The 19,404-nt window shown below is 49.0% G+C and carries 14 protein-coding genes, 1 tRNA gene, 2 rRNA genes and 1 riboswitch; of the genes, 4 read left to right on the forward strand and 13 right to left on the reverse strand.

Features of this window, described 5'->3' with window-relative positions; translation table 11 throughout:
• The 3 genes from AC6R0L_RS09360 to AC6R0L_RS09370 form a co-directional block, all read right to left on the reverse strand.
• Positions 1 to 1,491 (reverse strand): 23S ribosomal RNA (locus tag AC6R0L_RS09360); the annotation flags it as partial.
• A gap of 322 nt (positions 1,492 to 1,813) precedes the next feature.
• Positions 1,814 to 1,889: transfer RNA gene (locus AC6R0L_RS09365), tRNA-Glu, on the reverse strand.
• A gap of 88 nt (positions 1,890 to 1,977) precedes the next feature.
• Positions 1,978 to 3,529: ribosomal RNA gene (locus AC6R0L_RS09370) — 16S ribosomal RNA — on the reverse strand.
• Positions 3,530 to 4,114: 585 nt separating this feature from the next.
• On the opposite strand from AC6R0L_RS09370, the gene AC6R0L_RS09375 reads away from it, so the two are divergent.
• The gene (locus tag AC6R0L_RS09375) at positions 4,115 to 4,579 is read left to right on the forward strand and encodes an RNA recognition motif domain-containing protein (RefSeq protein ID WP_334555558.1); all 465 of its coding nucleotides are present in this window, start codon (positions 4,115 to 4,117) and stop codon (positions 4,577 to 4,579) included.
• Here AC6R0L_RS09375 and murI read toward each other — a convergent pair.
• The 3 genes from murI to btuB are packed head-to-tail and all read right to left on the reverse strand — an operon-like array spanning position 4,536 to position 7,933.
• Entirely contained in the window at positions 4,536 to 5,336 is an 801-nt protein-coding gene (murI, locus tag AC6R0L_RS09380; protein ID WP_500628953.1) for a glutamate racemase, read from the reverse strand. The genes AC6R0L_RS09375 and murI overlap by 44 nt on opposite strands.
• Before the next feature lie 30 nt (positions 5,337 to 5,366).
• Complete coding sequence (locus tag AC6R0L_RS09385; RefSeq protein WP_500628954.1) at positions 5,367 to 6,053, reverse strand: Dph6-related ATP pyrophosphatase; 687 nt, start codon at positions 6,051 to 6,053, stop codon at positions 5,367 to 5,369.
• Positions 6,054 to 6,100: 47 nt separating this feature from the next.
• Positions 6,101 to 7,933: a TonB-dependent vitamin B12 receptor gene (gene btuB / locus AC6R0L_RS09390; protein ID WP_500628955.1), complete on the reverse strand. Its 1,833-nt coding sequence runs from the start codon at positions 7,931 to 7,933 to the stop codon at positions 6,101 to 6,103.
• A gap of 51 nt (positions 7,934 to 7,984) precedes the next feature.
• Positions 7,985 to 8,181, reverse strand: a riboswitch (cobalamin riboswitch).
• Between the two features lie 166 nt (positions 8,182 to 8,347).
• Between btuB and trmA the strand changes: the two genes are divergently transcribed.
• Positions 8,348 to 9,457 carry a tRNA (uridine(54)-C5)-methyltransferase TrmA gene (gene trmA, locus AC6R0L_RS09395; protein ID WP_500628956.1) on the forward strand — a complete coding sequence of 370 codons (1,110 nt, stop codon included), beginning with the start codon at positions 8,348 to 8,350 and terminating at the stop codon, positions 9,455 to 9,457.
• Between the two features lie 62 nt (positions 9,458 to 9,519).
• On the opposite strand, the gene AC6R0L_RS09400 is transcribed toward trmA, so the two are convergent.
• A complete protein-coding gene (locus AC6R0L_RS09400; protein WP_334555579.1) occupies positions 9,520 to 9,891 on the reverse strand; it encodes a YijD family membrane protein in 372 nt (123 codons plus the stop codon).
• Positions 9,891 to 10,532, reverse strand: coding sequence for an HTH-type transcriptional repressor FabR (gene fabR, locus AC6R0L_RS09405; protein ID WP_334555580.1), 642 nt, complete (start codon positions 10,530 to 10,532; stop codon positions 9,891 to 9,893). Before fabR ends, AC6R0L_RS09400 begins: the two co-directional genes overlap by 1 nt.
• Positions 10,533 to 10,824: 292 nt before the next feature.
• Here fabR and sthA point away from each other — a divergent pair, with 292 nt between their 5' ends.
• Positions 10,825 to 12,225, forward strand: a complete 1,401-nt coding sequence (sthA, locus tag AC6R0L_RS09410) for a Si-specific NAD(P)(+) transhydrogenase (protein ID WP_334555581.1) — start codon at positions 10,825 to 10,827, stop codon at positions 12,223 to 12,225.
• A gap of 80 nt (positions 12,226 to 12,305) precedes the next feature.
• On the opposite strand, the gene dinF is transcribed toward sthA, so the two are convergent.
• The 3 genes from dinF to lexA form a co-directional block, all read right to left on the reverse strand.
• The gene (dinF, locus tag AC6R0L_RS09415; RefSeq protein WP_500628957.1) at positions 12,306 to 13,652 is read right to left on the reverse strand and encodes an MATE family efflux transporter DinF; all 1,347 of its coding nucleotides are present in this window, start codon (positions 13,650 to 13,652) and stop codon (positions 12,306 to 12,308) included.
• Between the two features lie 42 nt (positions 13,653 to 13,694).
• Positions 13,695 to 14,507 carry a class I SAM-dependent methyltransferase gene (locus AC6R0L_RS09420; protein ID WP_500628959.1) on the reverse strand — a complete coding sequence of 271 codons (813 nt, stop codon included), beginning with the start codon at positions 14,505 to 14,507 and terminating at the stop codon, positions 13,695 to 13,697.
• A gap of 125 nt (positions 14,508 to 14,632) precedes the next feature.
• Complete coding sequence (gene lexA / locus AC6R0L_RS09425; RefSeq protein ID WP_334555583.1) at positions 14,633 to 15,253, reverse strand: transcriptional repressor LexA; 621 nt, start codon at positions 15,251 to 15,253, stop codon at positions 14,633 to 14,635.
• A 307-nt stretch (positions 15,254 to 15,560) separates the two neighbouring features.
• On the opposite strand from lexA, the gene plsB reads away from it, so the two are divergent.
• The gene (gene plsB / locus AC6R0L_RS09430) at positions 15,561 to 17,999 is read left to right on the forward strand and encodes a glycerol-3-phosphate 1-O-acyltransferase PlsB (RefSeq protein WP_487902843.1); all 2,439 of its coding nucleotides are present in this window, start codon (positions 15,561 to 15,563) and stop codon (positions 17,997 to 17,999) included.
• Positions 18,000 to 18,092: 93 nt separating this feature from the next.
• Here plsB and ubiA read toward each other — a convergent pair whose 3' ends face one another.
• Positions 18,093 to 18,947, reverse strand: a complete 855-nt coding sequence (gene ubiA / locus AC6R0L_RS09435) for a 4-hydroxybenzoate octaprenyltransferase (RefSeq protein WP_487902842.1) — start codon at positions 18,945 to 18,947, stop codon at positions 18,093 to 18,095.
• The coding region (locus AC6R0L_RS09440) for a chorismate lyase (RefSeq protein WP_500628958.1) at positions 18,944 to 19,404 on the reverse strand (461 nt) is incomplete at its 5' end. The genes ubiA and AC6R0L_RS09440, both read right to left, overlap by 4 nt.

Raw genomic sequence — 19,404 nt, forward strand, 5'->3', positions numbered from 1 at the left:
AGAGCCGGATTTACCTAACTCTTAAGCCTACGCACTTGAACCTGGACAACCGTCGCCAGGCCCACCTAGCCTTCTCCGTCCCCCCATCGCAATAAGTATGAAGTACGGGAATATTAACCCGTTTCCCATCGACTACGCCTTTCGGCCTCGCCTTAGGGGTCGACTTACCCTGCCCCGATTAACGTTGGACAGGAACCCTTGGTCTTCCGGCGAGGAGGTTTTTCACCCCCTTTATCGTTACTCATGTCAGCATTCGCACTTCTGATACCTCCAGCATGCTTTACAACACACCTTCAACGGCTTACAGAACGCTCCCCTACCCAATACAGTAAACTGTATTGCCGCAGCTTCGGTTTATAGCTTAGCCCCGTTACATCTTCCGCGCAGGCCGACTCGACTAGTGAGCTATTACGCTTTCTTTAAATGATGGCTGCTTCTAAGCCAACATCCTAGCTGTCTAAGCCTTCCCACATCGTTTCCCACTTAGCTATAATTTGGGACCTTAGCTGGCGGTCTGGGTTGTTTCCCTCTCCACGACGGACGTTAGCACCCGCCGTGTGTCTCCCGGATAGTACTTACTGGTATTCGGAGTTTGCAAAGGGTTGGTAAGTCGGGATGACCCCCTAGCCTTAACAGTGCTCTACCCCCAGTAGTATTCGTCCGAGGCGCTACCTAAATAGCTTTCGGGGAGAACCAGCTATCTCCAGGTTTGATTGGCCTTTCACCCCTAGCCACAAGTCATCCGCTAATTTTTCAACATTAGTCGGTTCGGTCCTCCAGTTGATGTTACTCAACCTTCAACCTGCCCATGGCTAGATCACCTGGTTTCGGGTCTATATCCAGAGACTGAGCGCCCAGTTAAGACTCGGTTTCCCTACGGCTCCCCTAGATGGTTAACCTTGCCACTGAATATAAGTCGCTGACCCATTATACAAAAGGTACGCAGTCACGGAACAAAGTCCGCTCCTACTGCTTGTACGTACACGGTTTCAGGTTCTATTTCACTCCCCTCACAGGGGTTCTTTTCGCCTTTCCCTCACGGTACTGGTTCACTATCGGTCAGTCAGTAGTATTTAGCCTTGGAGGATGGTCCCCCCATATTCAGACAGGATATCACGTGTCCCGCCCTACTCGATTTCACTGAATGTGCGTTGTCAACTACGGGGCTATCACCCTTTATTGCCGGACTTTCCAGACCGTTCGTCTAACGCATATAAAGCTTAAGGGCTAGTCCAATTTCGCTCGCCGCTACTTTCGGAATCTCGGTTGATTTCTTTTCCTCGGGGTACTTAGATGTTTCAGTTCCCCCGGTTCGCCTCGTTATGCTATGTATTCACATAACGATACCTGCTTATGCAGGTGGGTTTCCCCATTCGGAAATCCCAGACTCAAGTGGTTTTTACTACCTAATCTGGGCTTATCGCAAGTTAATACGTCCTTCATCGCCTCTGACTGCCAAGGCATCCACCGTGTACGCTTAGTCACTTAACCATACAACCCCAAAGGGTCTTACGGTCAAACAACCAAAGTTGCTATCTGCAATTATTTAAACATGATGCAGACTCGATTTTGCCGGACTCAAATATGAATAAGTGCCTAGAGACTAGTGTCTAGTTCCTAGATAACTTATTCCCAAGAACACTTGAATGTGTTTTTGTGTATTCATAGACATGAATACTTTGAGAACTTTACAAACAACAATAAATTGTTGTTTTGTCAGCTTTCCAAATTGTTAAAGAGCAAATCACTTCAAAGAAGTAACCATGTTTAAAAGCACTATCGTCTTTCTTATTAAAAGAAGTGCGCTTAAAGATGGTATCCCGTAGGGGAGTCGAACCCCTGTTACCGCCGTGAAAGGGCGGTGTCCTAGGCCTCTAGACGAACGGGACACTAAGTTGAAGATATTGGGATATCTTCTATCTCTTAAACTGTATAAACCATCAATCTGTGTGGACACTCATAACGATAATCATCGTATAAGGAGGTGATCCAGCGCCAGGTTCCCCTAGCGCTACCTTGTTACGACTTCACCCCAGTCATGAACCACAAAGTGGTGAGCGTCCTCCCGAAGGTTAAACTACCCACTTCTTTTGCAGCCCACTCCCATGGTGTGACGGGCGGTGTGTACAAGGCCCGGGAACGTATTCACCGTGGCATTCTGATCCACGATTACTAGCGATTCCGACTTCATGGAGTCGAGTTGCAGACTCCAATCCGGACTACGACGCACTTTTTGGGATTCGCTTACTCTCGCAAGTTCGCCGCCCTCTGTATGCGCCATTGTAGCACGTGTGTAGCCCTACTCGTAAGGGCCATGATGACTTGACGTCGTCCCCACCTTCCTCCGGTTTATCACCGGCAGTCTCCCTGGAGTTCCCACCCGAAGTGCTGGCAAACAAGGATAAGGGTTGCGCTCGTTGCGGGACTTAACCCAACATTTCACAACACGAGCTGACGACAGCCATGCAGCACCTGTCTTACAGTTCCCGAAGGCACCAAAGCATCTCTGCTAAGTTCTGTAGATGTCAAGAGTAGGTAAGGTTCTTCGCGTTGCATCGAATTAAACCACATGCTCCACCGCTTGTGCGGGCCCCCGTCAATTCATTTGAGTTTTAATCTTGCGACCGTACTCCCCAGGCGGTCTACTTAACGCGTTAGCTCCGAAAGCCACGGCTCAAGGCCACAACCTCCAAGTAGACATCGTTTACGGCGTGGACTACCAGGGTATCTAATCCTGTTTGCTCCCCACGCTTTCGCATCTGAGTGTCAGTATCTGTCCAGGGGGCCGCCTTCGCCACTGGTATTCCTTCAGATCTCTACGCATTTCACCGCTACACCTGAAATTCTACCCCCCTCTACAGTACTCTAGTCTGCCAGTTTCAAATGCAATTCCGAGGTTGAGCCCCGGGCTTTCACATCTGACTTAACAAACCACCTGCATGCGCTTTACGCCCAGTAATTCCGATTAACGCTCGCACCCTCCGTATTACCGCGGCTGCTGGCACGGAGTTAGCCGGTGCTTCTTCTGCAGCTAACGTCAAACAAGCACGCTATTAACGTACCTGCCTTCCTCACTGCTGAAAGTACTTTACAACCCGAAGGCCTTCTTCATACACGCGGCATGGCTGCATCAGGCTTGCGCCCATTGTGCAATATTCCCCACTGCTGCCTCCCGTAGGAGTCTGGACCGTGTCTCAGTTCCAGTGTGGCTGATCATCCTCTCAGACCAGCTAGGGATCGTCGCCTTGGTGAGCCCTTACCTCACCAACTAGCTAATCCCACCTGGGCATATCCTGACGCGAGAGGCCCGAAGGTCCCCCTCTTTGAGCCGAAGCTATTATGCGGTATTAGCCATCGTTTCCAATGGTTATCCCCCACATCAGGGCAATTTCCCAGGCATTACTCACCCGTCCGCCGCTCGACGCCCTTAACGTTCCCCGAAGGTTCAGTTAAGTCGTTTCCGCTCGACTTGCATGTGTTAGGCCTGCCGCCAGCGTTCAATCTGAGCCATGATCAAACTCTTCAATTTAAAGTTTTGTTCGGCTCAATGAATACTGATAAGTTCCTAGTGACTAGAAGCTAGTTCCTAGAAAACTTGAATTGACTGTGCTCGAATGTCCATCCTTTAACAAGGAAAGTCATTCAAATGGTCACTCAGTTCATTGAAACCTAAATTGTTTCCGAAGAAACTATTTGGATTATCATCAACGAGTGCCCACACAGATTGATAGGTTTATATTGTTAAAGAGCGTCTAGTGCGATGTCGCTTTGCGTCTCGCTGCTAGGGGTGCGTATCTTACGCTTCCCGCTTTCAGAGTCAAGCTTTTTTATTCGCTTAATTTTTCTGAACCCGATTTGGTTTGTGACTTTCGTCTCACTCCGTGTCGGTGAGGCGGCATTATAGGGAGGTCTGAAAGGAAGACAAGCACTATTTTCAATTTATTTTCTGTTTGCTCAAAATTAAATCAAACCAATGGAAATAGAATAAAATTTCAACATTTGAGACACGTCACATCAATAGGTTGGAAAAACAATAACCTTATACGTAATATGCCTGTATCTATTTTGTTAATAATAGATTTTCTTATTCTCAACCAAAAAGTTGTATTCCAATATGAGTTCAAATAAATCAACCATTCTAATGGTAGCCTTGGCGGTATTGGGTGGCATGCTCTTTCTCTTTATTGAATCACAAGGAAAAGAGCTATCTTCTGCGTTGACTTTTGTTATCGGTGTTTTTGCTTGCGCTTTTGTTTTTAAATTTTCGAATACCGATTCAGAGCCAGAACCAGTCAGCGATCCATCCACCAAGACCTTATATGTTGGTAACCTTCCATACAAAGCAAACGAATCTCACGTCAAAGAGTTGTTTGCTCAACATGGTGAGGTGTTTGCCGTTCGATTAATGAAGGATAAAAGGACAGGAAAGCGTCGTGGCTTCGGTTTTGTGGTAATGGCCACCAACGATGCGCAAACTGCAATCGATGCGCTGAATGATAAAGACTATCTTCAGCGTACCTTAAAGGTGAGGATTGCTAACGATCCAAAATCTCAATCGGAGAACTCTGAACAGGAGTAAACCCTAAGTTCTGCAGTTTTCTGTTCAGCGCTTCTTCCTGCCAAGGGGGAGCGCTGGAGTAAATCTCCCGCTTGCCCTTCTCACTCGCTTCTAATTCATGACCCAGCAGCTGTTTTACGCGTCTCGCAATAGCTTGACCGGAGTCCACTAGGATTACGCCATCACCGAGCACCTGTTGGATCTCATCTTTGATGAGCGGAAAGTGGGTACAGCCTAGTACGGCAACATCAATGTGACCTTTGATCGGCAGCAGCACTTCCTCTAACTCTTCCAGTACTACTGCTTGCCCACGTAGCTTTTCTTCAGCCATATCCACCAGCCTTGTCGAGCCTAGCATTTCGACAGGTTTACTCTGAGAAAAGTTGCGAATGAGGTCATGGGTATATTCTCGCGTCACCGTCGCTGGCGTCGCAATCAACCCGACGGCTTTATTGGCCATGTTTGACGCCGGCTTAATCGCCGGCACAACGCCAACGATAGGAATAGTATGCTGGGCACGAAGTGTAGGGAGCACAATGGTGCTCGCCGTATTGCATGCAATCACCACTAGATCGATGCGAAACCGCTCGACGCATTGCGACACGATTTGCTTTACGCGATCGATCAACACCCTGTGCTCTAGCTCACCGTAAGGGTACGCTTCGTTATCAAAAACGTAGTAGTAGTTGAATTGGGGTAGGATCGCCTCGATTTCTTGATAGACAGAAAGCCCACCAACACCGGAATCAAAAATTAGAACATTTGGCTGAGAGAACACAGGCGACTTCCACACTATAAGATGCGCTGATCATACTCGCTCTGCATCGATTGGCAATATCGAGGCTTGATAACGTTGATATGAGAAGCGCTTTCCGTGCTCTTGGTGCGTCAAAGCCAGCACTATCTCGCCTTGGTAGCTTCTTGTTTGTGTCACCAATGTATGAAATTCACCATTTTCTCCGCACGGATCAACCTTCGCGGGTAGTGATTGTAGGAACGCTGAGTTGTACCAAAGGCCGCAGTAGTCCGGGATAAGTTGCTCGGCATCCGTTGTGACCACTAAGGTTTGTATCCCTCTGTCGATGATCTCTTTGGCCAACGCTTGACTGCTCTCTCCAAGGAGAGGGAAGACACACTCCCATCCCGCAGATTCAATATAGCTTCGCCGATAGTCGGCGATACCATTGCAAAACATATCGCCGAATGCGACAGAGTCTATTTCTAACCCACTCTTGCGTAAGCCGTCGACGATGCTTTGCTGATAGATCTCGTTACTTGGGAACACCTCTGGCAAAGCAATCTCAATCAGCGGCAAACCGAGCAATTGTGCTTGCATACGGACGACAGACAGCGGCGTCGCTTGAAAAGGGACTTCGTCTTTGACATAGGTCGTATAGAGGCCAATGACTTGGTATTGGCTACTGTCGATAAGTCGCTCAAGTGTGAGGGTTGAATCTTTTCCAGAAGACCAACTGACGATGACGTTTTTTTTCATATAATTTGTTTATCAGTATAAAAAGCCGCCCGAAGGCGGCTTTACGATTAGAATTGGTAAGTTGCAGTAAGGTAATAAGCACGTTCTGGTGCAGGATACCCTCCGGCTGTTTCGTATTTCTCGTCCGTCACATTCTCTACCCTACCATTAAGAGTTAAATGGTCATTCGCATAATAGTTAACAGAAACGTCAAACAGACTGTAGGCAGCTAGCTCCTCAGAAAAATCAGGTCGCTTACCCACATATTGGTAGCCAAGCGATAGGTCAAATTGCTCAAAACCGGCAACAGCGTTGTATTTATAAGTTTCTTTTGCTCTACGAATAAGCTGCTCACCTTCTTGATCTTCAGGATTTTTAAAGTCCGCACTCAATTGGTGAGATATAAAGCTAGTCTCAAACTCTGCCACAAGCTCTAGTCCTCTCAACTGGCTTTCTCCAGGAGAATTGTAGTATTTGCTTGTGCTAAAGTTATAGTCGATCAAGCTATCAACATTAGTGTCATAGCCCGTAATGGACCAATTCACGTCACTTACTACACCGCTAAATGTTAGCTCAAAAGACTCCGCCTTCTCAGCTTCAAGCGTTTCGTTGCCATAATAACTATATAATTGATACAAGTTTGGCGCTTTAAATGATGTGCCATAGGATGCTTTAACAACCAACCACTCAGAAAAACGATAGCCAGCACCAGTGTTATATGTTGATTCTGTCCCAAACTGTTCGTTGTCATCTAGGCGAACACTCAGTTCTCCAAAAGCTTTCTCATAATCTGCATTAAGCGCAACGAAATAAGCTACATTGGTTCGATCATATTCAGTATTGGCTGGCTTAACAATGTAAGCTTCGTTTCGCCAGTCAATACCACCACTAAATACTAACGATGAACTGAAAACGTAAGATGAAGTCCACTGAAGGTTAGTCTGTTCCAATTCATCGGATGAAACTGACGAAGAGTGCTTACCTTCACTCTTTTCATAATCCCAATTATCTTGATTTTGATAGTTAACCAAGAAGTGGGAATTGAGTTGTGCTCCTGAATAATCGATACCACCTACCAACGCAACATTCTGTACTTCCGACTCCTTTAACGAATAAACATAGGTATTACTTATATAATCTAAGTAACTACCATCATACTGTGAAAAGTTTTCGAACAATCGGATGTTCGCATACCCCTTCCATTGCTGATCAATGTCGTGAACATAGCCGATTATGGCATTTCGAGATTCAAAACCATGACGATCATTATCGTTAACGCCAGAGATTGGATGAACATTATATCCTTGATCGGAATCGTAACCGACGGACAGGTTTACATGCCCATTTTTACCTACTTTAAATCCAGATACCAAGTTTAACTCTTGGTAGTCAAGACTACCTAACCCGGCGGTGAGTTTCGTCGTTTCTTTGTTAGACTTGGCGTGTGTAATAATGTTGATGACCCCACCAATCGCCTCAGAGCCATACATTGAAGCTCTCGCCCCTCGAACGTACTCGACCCGCTCAACATAATTGATCGGTACTTGGCTAAAATCCACACCACCTTTCGCAGCTCGGGCAAAACGCACACCATCAATGAGCACAAGGACTTGATCTGAGTTTGCTCCGCGAACAAAAATTGAAGCTTGCTGTCCACGGCCACCATTTTGCGTTACCTGAACCCCAGTCAACCTCTTAAATACATCAGTCAAAGACTTTGCTTGAATGCGTTCAATGTCGTCACGAGTTACGACTTCGATCTGAGCTACAACGCTCTTTGTGTTTTGCTCAAAACGATTCGCCGTCACCACCATGGTTTCATCAGCCGCAACTTCTTGGGCCAAACTCGAGGTAGCAGGAAGTAGCGATGCCACTGCTATCGCTAGAATAGATTTGTTCATTATATTGTTCCTAAATCGCGTAAATCCTACTGAGTTCTGGCGGATGCCGTTGATGGAACTCAGCTGCTGGCAGGTATTCGGACTTAAGAGCTGTTGGCCTACTGCCTCGACTTCCCACACCTCCCGTGGTGCAGTGTCGTGTTGAGGGGTCGTTCTCTTTTACCGCTGCGCGTCAGTTCTGGATTTGCACCAGATTCCCTTTTCAGCCATCTATACATCTAGATAGCACCAGCTTGAAGGCATAGTATTGAGCCTGACGGTGTTTGTCTAGTGATAGATGGCTATAAGCTATAGTTTTACAGTGCGCATTACGCCCGTTTCGCGACCAAGACTGGACATCAGACGGGGATTGAATAAAATCTGCGCTCTTAAATGGCAAACACCACCCAGGCAATCACCCCAAAGGTACTATTCATGGCGACTCTTGATGTAAACCCGCAGCACTACCCGCAGCAACTCGATGACAAAATCTCTCGTTTGACCGAGATGTTTTCCAGTTACGAGGCGCCTGAGTTGGAAGTGTTCAAATCTCCAGAGCAGCACTATCGCATGCGCGCCGAATTTCGCGTGTGGCACGAAGGGGATGATCTCTATTACATCATGTTTAACCAAGAGACTCGTGAAAAGTACCGCGTCGATCAGTTTCCGGCGGCCAGTCGTCTTATCAATGACTTAATGCCACTGCTTCTCGAAGCAATGAAAGATAACGACACACTGCGCCGCAAGCTCTTTCAAGTCGATTTTCTCTCGACGCTGAGCGGCGAAATCTTGGTCTCGCTGCTATACCATCGTCAGCTCGATGATGCCTGGACAGTGGAAGCAAAAGCGCTAAAGCAACGCTTAAATGACGAAGGGTTCAACCTCAACCTGATTGGCCGTGCGCGTAAAATGAAGATCGTGCTCGATAGAGATTATGTGGTAGAAAAACTGGATGTGAACGGCCAGCCTTACGTTTACCAGCAGGTCGAAAACAGCTTTACGCAGCCTAACGGTAAAGTGGCAGAAAAAATGCTGGAATGGGCCGTCGACTGCACCCAAGAGAGCCAAGGCGATCTGCTTGAGCTCTACTGCGGTAACGGCAACTTTTCACTGGCACTGGCACAAAACTTCGACCGTGTGTTAGCGACCGAACTCGCCAAACCTTCCGTTGAGTCTGCGCAGTACAACATCGCCGCTAACAACATAGACAACGTACAGATCCTCAGATTGTCAGCCGAGGAGTTTACTCAAGCGATCGAAGGCAAACGAGAATTCCGCCGCTTAAAAGACGCCAATGTGGATTTAAGCAGCTATAACTGCAACACCATTTTTGTCGATCCGCCTCGCTCAGGCATGGATATCGATACCTGTAAGATGGTGCAAAACTATCAACGCATCGTCTACATCTCATGCAACCCTGATACGCTCAAAGAGAATTTGGACGTGTTATCGCAAACGCACAAGATCACTCGATTCGCCCTGTTTGACCAATTCCCTTACACCCACCATATGGAAGCGGGTGTGATGCTTGAGAAAAAAGACTAGCCCCTTAAACAACAAACGAGCCGCAGGGCTCGTTTGTTGTTTAGGAATGTGTGGTCGCGGACTTATCGCTCGGCGCCAATGTAGCCGAGCTTTTTACCGATCCACAGCAGCAACAAGAGTGAGACGATGATCGAAAAGAAGTTTGAACCGGCCTCTGGGTATTGCGCTTTCACAAATGCGGAGTGACCAAACGCACCGACGAAAAAGCACGCGAGCCCGACAAGAGGAATATCCTCAGATACCGGATGACGGAGATACTCTTGGTATAAGGCCTGTAAGGAGAGCACCAAAGCGATCAATGGAAAGATAGAGAAAGCGACCTCACTCATCGTCAACCAAGACAACATGGCATCACCGCACATACCTGCGATTAATGCCAAAATGAGGGTTTTCTTTTCAGAACCACGATCGACTGGGTTTGTTTCGTTCGACATTAGTTTATCCCACCTTTTAATCGGTTACGTTCACGTTCTTTGCGATACCAATAAGCCCCTTTGGCTATCATTCGCAACTGCATTATCAGACGCTCGGCCAGTTCATCGCGCTCACGTCTGTCTAGATCTAACGCTTCGGCCCCAGAGCTAAATACTAGCGTCACGGACGCTTGTGCCTGGGTAAATGCCTCTTCACGAGACATGCCTGAGCTGATTAAATACTCGGTCAATTCGGCGCAGAAGTGTTGCATCTCTCGGGCAACCGCAGTACGAAACTCAAAAGACGTTCCGGAGCGCTCACGCAGTAGCAAACGAAACACGTTGGGGCTACTTGCGATAAACTCCATAAACGTCTCGACCGAGGTGCGAATCACACTGCCTTCTTTGACGATTCTCTGCCGAGCTTGGCGCATCAATTGACGCAGCAACAAGCCGCCTTCATCGACCATGGTCAATCCCAACTCATCCATGTCTTTGAAGTGGCGATAAAAAGAGGTCGGTGCAATCCCGGCCTCTCGTGCCACTTCTCGCAAGCTCAGGTTCGAGAAACTGCGATCAGCACTTAATTGACTGAAGGCCGCATCAATCAATGAGCGACGAGTTTTCTCTTTTTGTTGTGCGCGTATTCCCATGGATTTCATCGTTGGTATCTGTGTTTAACCTCAATGCCAGTCAATATACAACGATTGGCTTACGGAGATAACCTCAATTCGTTGTTTAGTGAAGAATCGCTATTAAAACACGCCCACTTAATTGAAGGCAAAATTCCCTCTCACTTGCCCGCCTATCCTGTGCGCCAGGCCGAAGATTCACTTCACGCACTCTATTCTCGTGATCTCATCGACTCTCTCAGTCGCTTTTTTTTCTTTGCCTCTTGGAATCAGTTAAAATCTCGCTACAGCAATGTTAACACTCTATAACAAGGATAAAACTATGGCTCAGAGCAACCACTTTGATGTGATCGTAATAGGTAGTGGCCCTGGTGGTGAAGGGGCGGCTATGGGATTGACCAAAGCGGGGCTCAACGTCGCGATAGTAGAGAAAGAGAGCAGTGTCGGTGGCGGGTGTACACACTGGGGCACCATCCCCTCCAAAGCGCTGCGTCACGCGGTGAGCCGAATCATTGAATTCAACAACAACCCGCTGTTTTGCCACAATAACAGCAGCTTACACTCGACCTTTTCCAACATTCTTGGTCATGCTAAGTCGGTCATCGACAAACAAACTCGATTGCGCCAGGGATTTTATGATCGCAACCAATGCTCGTTGATTTTTGGTACGGCGCGATTTGTGGATAAATACACCATCGCGGTGATGCAAAGCGATGGCACCGAAGAGACCTACAGCGCCGACAGATTTGTGATTGCGACTGGCTCACGCCCCTACCAACCGGCGGATGTCGATTTCCTCCACGAGCGTATTTACGACAGCGATTCTATTTTGAGCCTGAAACACGACCCGCGCCACATCATCATCTACGGCGCAGGCGTGATCGGCTGTGAATACGCCTCTATCTTCCGTGGGCTTGGGGTGAAAACCGATCTCATCAATACACGTGATCGCTTGCTGTCCTTTTTGGACAACGAAGTGTCTGACGCACTCTCCTACCACTTCTGGAATAGCGGCGTGGTGATTCGCAACGATGAAACCTACGAGAAGATCGAGGGCACTGAAGACGGCGTGATCGTCCACCTCCAATCGGGTAAGAAAATGCGCGCCGACTGTTTGCTCTACGCCAACGGCCGCACCGGCAATACCGACAAGCTCAACTTAAGCGCGGTAGGGCTTGAAGCCGACTCGCGCGGTCAGTTGAAAGTGGACACCAACTACCGCACGCCAGTTGAGCACATCTATGCGGTCGGTGATGTGATTGGCTATCCAAGTTTGGCCAGTGCGGCGTATGACCAAGGCCGATTTGTGGCGCAGGCCATTACCAAAGGTCAAGCGGATGGCTACTTGATTGATGATATCCCAACCGGCATTTACACCATCCCTGAAATCAGCTCTGTGGGGAAAACTGAACAAGAACTGACAGCGGCGAAAGTCCCGTATGAGGTTGGACGCTCGTCGTTCAAACATTTGGCTCGCGCCCAGATTGCAGGCAAAGATATTGGCAGTTTGAAGATCCTTTTCCACCGTGAAACTAAAGAGATTTTAGGCATTCACTGTTTTGGTGAGCGAGCGGCTGAGATCATCCATATCGGGCAAGCCATCATGGAACAAAAAGGCGAAGCGAATACCATCGAGTATTTCGTCAATACCACCTTTAACTACCCAACCATGGCGGAGGCCTACCGCGTCGCCGCCCTCAATGGTTTGAATCGCTTGTTTTAACCCTTACTCGCGACTTTCATCTCATTCGACACGGCATCAGGCTCTGCTTGGCGCCGTGTTTTTTCTTTGCAGCCATGCCCTCAAATCGACTCAGGAAAGAACGCGCCCGCTCGCCACTGGCGATACAAAATCCACCCTAATGCCATGCCTCGCGCGGCCATAAAACAGAGCATCGATAACCAAAGCGCGTGGTTTTGCAACGCCTCAAACAGCCAGAATAGAATGAAGAACCCACAGGTGGCGACAAACATGCTGTTTCTCATTTCTCTTCCTTTCGTCGCGCCGACAAAAATACCGTCGAGTAGAAAACACCACATAGAAACCAACGGCATGGCTACCAGCCAAGGAAGAAAGTGCAGCGCTTGCTGCTGGACGGACTCAATATCCGTGATCATTGCGATCAAGGGCGCTCCCAGTTGGGCAAACACCAACGTCAGTACGGAGCAAATGATCAGACTCCAGAAAAAGGTGCCCAGCAATGACTGCGTCAGTTGATGACGATCTTTTGCGCCGATGGCCTTACCGACCATTGCCTCCATTGCATAGGCAAAGCCATCCATTGCGTACGAGATCATCATCAAGAAACTCATCAAGACGGCATTCGCCGCGACAATCTCATCGCCATAGTTTGCGCCTTGAAAGGTCATAAAGGTAAACACCGCTTGTAGGCAGAGCGAGCGAAGGAAGATATCTCGATTCAGTCTGATAAAACGGCTTAGCCCACGGGTGGTGGCACGCAACACATCACCAATAGGCGGTAGGTTCTGCTGGTGCCATGTTCGCCATACGCAGAAAAAACCAAAACTCATACCGGTGTAATCGGCCAATACCGACGCCCAAGCCGCCCCTTCGACTTGCCACTCCAACCCGATCACAAACAGCAGATCGAGTGCAATATTGGTCGCGTTGGTGATCACCACCATCCACATGGGCGCTTTTGCGTTTTGTGTTCCAAGCAGCCAGCCAAGCAGCACAAAATTGGCTAACGCCGCAGGCGCGCTCCAAACACGGATGGAAAAGTATTGTTCACCATAAAATTTGACTTGCTCGCTGGCCTCACTGAACTGAAACACGATATCGGCCACTGAAGCATGCACGATGAGAAACAGCAGCGCAAAAAGCCACGCCATCGCGAGCCCTTGCGTCAACACAAGCGCCAACCCATGCCCTGACTTCCCGCCATACGCTTGGGCCGCTAAACCTGTGGTGGCCATGCGCAGAAACCCGAGCAACCAGAAAGTCACACTGATCATGGTGGTACCTAGCGCGACACCGCCTAAATACCACGCATGTTCTAAATGACCAATAACCGCGGCATCTACCAGCCCCAACAGAGGCACAGTGATGTTGGACAGCACCATAGGAATGGCGAGCCACAAGACTTTTTTGTGAAGAGAGAGATTGGAAAGAGTATCAAGGATCTGCACGGGTGGAATTCACTTAAGGACGATGTGTCCAGTGTACCCCTATCACCAGCGCAGCTGAACCACCACGGGCGTTAAACGATGCTTGAGGCGATGAATTTTTCTCAGCCATCGCTGCCACAGCTTCCAACGATGACAGTGCTGATCTAAAGGCGAAAAGAGTTTCACTGAACTTGCCCAAGGCAGTATGCGTCTAACCGTCTCATCGGCCGACTTATAACCATGCGCGTAATGTGATGAACCCATTTTCTGCCCCAATGCAGTGGGGGTTAGGTCTCCGGCCAACACCAAGCACGCTCTGGCACTGTCAAAGTGACACCCCATGGCTTGAATGAAGCGGGCAATTTGTCGTTCATTGCCATCAAGCAGTGCACATTCGCACACAATCATCACTGGCGATTTTTCCTCGATAGGTAGAGACGACATCCAACTCAAATCGGTAACACTGCCGCATAAATGGTGGTAGCGCTCACTGCGATGAAACAGCTTTTGCCGCCACAACAGATTTTCGGTGACATCCAGTTCAAGCCAATGGCAACGGCCATTGTCCACTCGGTAGAACCGAGTATCCAGCCCAGCGCCGACATTGATGATCCAGCCGTCTGGGTTATGTTGGATAAAGTGTTTCACTTGCTGGTCACACAGCTGTGTAATGGTCGCATGGAGCAGCTGTTTTTGAGGAATATCGCCCGATAAACACTCTGGCGCTAACTCACAATGTCGGCACGCGTTAGCAGCGATAGGATCGTAAACCAAGCCATTATCGACAAGGCTTTCACGACTGCGAAGCCACAAGGGCTGCAAAAGATTGGCGGGGATTTGATAGCGCGAATGCGCGTTGTGGTGCCGGGAAGCCATGCTCATTATCTCTCTATCGCGAATGAAAAGATGATAATGAATATCAATTGCAACATCAAGCGCGAGCGAACGCATCTTGATGTTGCTCTCAAAGGCAAGACTGACTCAGAGGACTCGACGTCGAGTTACATCCAGTCGGTATTGCGAATGATGCCAACCGCTAGGCCTTCAATCGCCAGGCTTTGGCTGGTTAAATCGACCTTGATTGGCGAAAATTCTTCATTTTCAGCGTGAAGCAGTACCGTTGACCCTTTACGTTCCAAACGCTTTACCGTCACGTCATCATCGACACGCGCGACAATCACTTGGCCATCACGAACGTCTTGTGTCTTATGCACCGCCAGTAGATCGCCATCCATAATGCCGATGTCTTTCATACTCTCGCCGTGAACGCGCAGTAGGAAGTCAGCCTGTGGCTTAAACATACTCGGGTCCACTTGGTAGTGTGCCTCAACATGTTCCTGAGCCAAGATAGGTTCGCCCGCAGCGACTTGGCCAATCAGTGGCAGCCCTTCGTCGTCATTAGCGGCATCGTTCAACAACACACGAATACCTCTTGAGGCACCGGGAATAATTTCAATCACTTGCTTACGTGCGAGCGCTTTCAAGTGCTCTTCCGCTGCATTGGCAGAGCGAAAACCGAGCTCACGGGCAATTTCAGCGCGGGTTGGCGGCATTCCGGTCTCATCAATTTTACTTTTGATGAGGTCAAAAACTTGTTGTTGGCGCGGCGTTAAGGGCTTCATAAGTCACCTGTCTTTTTATACAGTTAACTGTGAGTATATCCAGTATTGAGAAAAAGGAAAGGGCTAATGACGGATTTTATTTTCTGGTCAGGCTTAAGCTATTTACCTCACATTGATGCTTTCATGCTCAATTATCGTTAAAAGGTTTGACCAGTTTCTGCTATCCTTGCCAGCTGAAAACCCGCTTGGGCTTATTTCCACTTCTCAGGAGGCTCGGTGAGAGGCGTCAAACGCTCACACCCAACGGCCGTGACAGAAGTGGAAATGCGCTTTGGCATACTTTTGATTTTTGAGGCTAAGAACCTTTATGTCTTCTGGACACTCTTTCTCGCGATCTTTGTTAAAGCTGCCACTGTCAGTCTTAGTCAAAGGAACGGCGATTCCTTCCGATCCGATTGCTGATCACAATATCGATGTCGACAAACCGATTATCTACGCATTGCCATACCGCTCAAGTGTTGACTTGCTCGCCCTGCAAAAGCAGACGCAAAGACTTGGCTTGCCGGATCCGTTAACGCCGCTCGAAATCAACGGCAAATGTTTCCATCGCTACGTATTCACCTCGGCGCGCAATACGGTGGTGAGCCGAGACGATGATGTGCCTCGCGAATCCGTGGCTCTATTTTCTGAGCTGCTCGAGCTGCACAAATTCGATAGCGAACTGGACGTTCAGATGATCCCTGCCACCGTGCTGTGGGGACGAAAACCAGGACGAGAGTCTTCACACAAGCCTTATTTGCAGTCGCTAAACGGCCCACAAAAAGCCAAAGCGGTGTTGTTTTCTGGTCGAGATTGTTTAGTACGCATCAGCCCTGTGGTCTCTCTACGCTATATGGCGGATGCGCATGGGACCGATTCGTCCATTGCACACAAACTCGCTCGTGTGGCGCGCATTCATTTCTCGCGTCAGAAACTGGCCGCCTCTGGGCCAAACTTACCGAGTCGCCAAGCACTATTTCAACGCTTACTCAAATCCAAAGCGATTGAGAAAGCGATTGAGGATGAAGCGAAAGCCAAAGATATTTCCATTGAAAAAGCGCGCAAAGCGGCGCATGACATTATGGATGAAATCGCAGCTGACTTTTCTTACTCCTTGGTCAAAAGCGGCGATCGCATTTTGGGCTGGCTGTGGAACCGAATCTATCAAGGCTTGAACATCAACAATGCCGCAGCGGTGCGCAAGCTCGCTCAAGATGGCCACGAGATTGTCTACGTGCCATGCCATCGTAGCCATATGGATTACCTATTGCTCTCTTACGTGTTATATCACGAGGGCATGGTACCGCCGCACATCGCGGCTGGTATCAACCTGAACTTTTTCCCCGCCGGACCGATATTCCGTCGCGGCGGCGCCTTCTTTATTCGCCGCAGTTTTAAAGGCAACAAACTTTACTCGACGATTTTCCGCGAGTACCTTGCTGAACTGTTTGCCAAAGGCTACTCGGTTGAATACTTCTCTGAGGGCGGGCGTTCGCGCACCGGACGTTTGCTGCAAGCCAAAACCGGTATGCTTGCGATGACCATCCAAGCGATGCTACGTGGACTCAATCGTCCGGTGACACTTGTGCCTGTCTACATCGGCTACGAGCACGTGATGGAAGTGGGGACGTACGCTAAAGAACTGCGCGGCAAGCGCAAAGAGAAGGAAAACGCGAGCTTAGTGCTGCGCACCATCCGTAAACTGCGTAACTTCGGACAAGGCTACGTCAACTTTGGTGAGCCGATCCCACTCAACCAGTTCCTCAATGAGCAGGCACCGGAGTGGACGAAAGATATCGATCCGATGGGTGCATCTAGACCACAGTGGCTCAACCCAGTGGTTAATACACTAGCGACCAAAATGATGACCCACATTAACGATGCGGCCGCGACCAATGCACTGACCTTGTGTGCCACGGCGCTGCTTGCATCAAGGCAGCGAGCGTTATCGCGCGATAATCTCGTCAGCCAAATCGATTGTTATCTCTCGATTTTGCGCAATGTGCCTTACTCATCGACCTACACGGTACCGACAGAGAGCGCAGAAGCGTTAGTGCAACACGCTGAAACGTTGGATAAGTTTGTGCTAGAAACCGACTCGATGGGCGAGATTGTGTCACTCGATCGCAACCAATCGATTTTGATGACCTACTACCGCAACAACATCATCCATCTGCTCGCCTTGCCTTCATTGATTGCGCAAATGTTGGTGCGTCACCAAGCGATGAGCCTAGAGCAGATCAAACAAAACGTTGCCTTAGTGTACCCGTTCTTAAAGCAAGAGCTGTTTTTGAGTATTGAGGAGTCTCGACTCGATGAACTCACCGAGTCCTACATCGAAGAAATTGCGCGCCAAGGCCTTGTGAACATCGACCACAAAGAGCAGGTCTCCATCAACCAAGCCAACAGCCAAGTGCTGGTCCTGCTTGGTCGCACCATCAGCGAGACATTGCAGCGCTACGCAATTGCGCTCAACTTGTTGGTGGCCAACCCAGAACTAGGCAAGAGCGATTTGGAGCAGCAGAGCCAAGACATTGCACAGCGCCTTGGTCGACTGCATGGCATTAACGCACCTGAGTTCTTCGATAAAGGTGTGTTTGCGGCGTTATTCACGACGCTCAAGCAGCAAGGCTACCTCGATGTGGAAGGCAACTGCGATTTAGACAAGAGCCAAGCCTACGCATCACTGCTCTACTCGATGCTCTACCCTGAAGTGCGTTTGACCATTCAAGAAAGCATTTATCAGTCGGTGGATTCGACGCGATAAACCACAAAGGGCACGATGTTCGTGCCCTTTGTCTTATCTCTCCCCTCTTATCTAGAGACCCTTAGCTCTCGAAACAAGAGGGTGACGAAACGGTTACCAAAACGCGATAGCCAGTCCTATCGCGACACTCAACCCCACATAGTTGTTATTGAGGAAGGCGCGAAAGCACAAGTCTCGCTCACGATGACGAATCAAATGCTGCTGAAAAACAAACAGCGCTCCAACCACCAGTAAGCTCCAGTAATAGCTCGCGCCAAGCGCATAGTAGACACCCACATAAATCAGCATCGCGAGCGTGGTCAGTTGCAGCGCGCCAATGATGGTTTTATCACGGCGACCAAAGAGAATCGCAGTCGACTTAATGCCTATCTTCAAGTCATCGTCGCGATCAACCATGGCGTATTGCGTGTCATAAGCAATCGTCCACAGCGCGTTAATGGCAAAAATAAACCACGCCATCATCGGCAAGGTATTCGCCTGCGCAGCCCAAGCCATTGGAATTGACCAACTGAACGCTAAGCCAAGAAACAGCTGAGGTAGATGGGTGTAGCGCTTCATAAATGGATAGATGAACGCCAAAAACAGCCCAACAAACGACAGTTGGATGGTGAGCGGATTCATGGTCAGCACTAATAGAAATGAGGCCACGGCCAAGATAAGAAACAGACCGACCGCTTCTTTCGCCGACACGCGCCCGGACGGTAACGGACGCTGCTGCGTGCGCTTAACATGGCCATCAACACGACGGTCTGCAAAGTCATTAATCACGCACCCTGCGGCGCGCATAAAGATAACGCCCAGAACAAAGACAATCAGCACCATAGGATCAGGGCGCCCTTGCCCGGCAATGATCAACGCCCATAGTGTCGGCCAAAGCAGCAGGAGCGTCCCTATCGGTTTGTCCATTCGCATCAGTTGCCAATAGGCGATGGCTTTTGAAGCGCTCATTGCACACTCTCCTTAGTGTAAATCGGGGCGGTAGGCAGAAATAGCTCGGCAACCAGCATGGGTTTATGGTTCATCCACAATCGGGAGCGGCGCGCCAATAAACGGCCTCCCTCGACCTGTGCCCAGCCAACTTGCAGTGCGTCACGCTTGACGTTGTCGGCGCTAAAGACGGTCAGTCCAAGTGGGATCTCGCCTTGCGCGGTCAAATCAACATGCTGCTCTTGCAGTGAGGATTGAGGAATTAAGGTTCGCCCTAGCACCCAAGCGGTCTCATCGCCTTTCAATACCACTTTACGTAACAAACACGCTTCGTGGCTCAATAAGGCAATCTCTTGGGCATTCAAACGTTCCGAGGACACAATGCGGTTGTGCAGCAAATCGACACTTAAGGTTTGGCAATACGATTCCAATAAACGTGACAATGAGCCCTGTTCTAACAACCAATCTTTGGCGATCG

Source organism: Vibrio sp. R15-SG3-ISO1A (assembly GCF_059833955.1).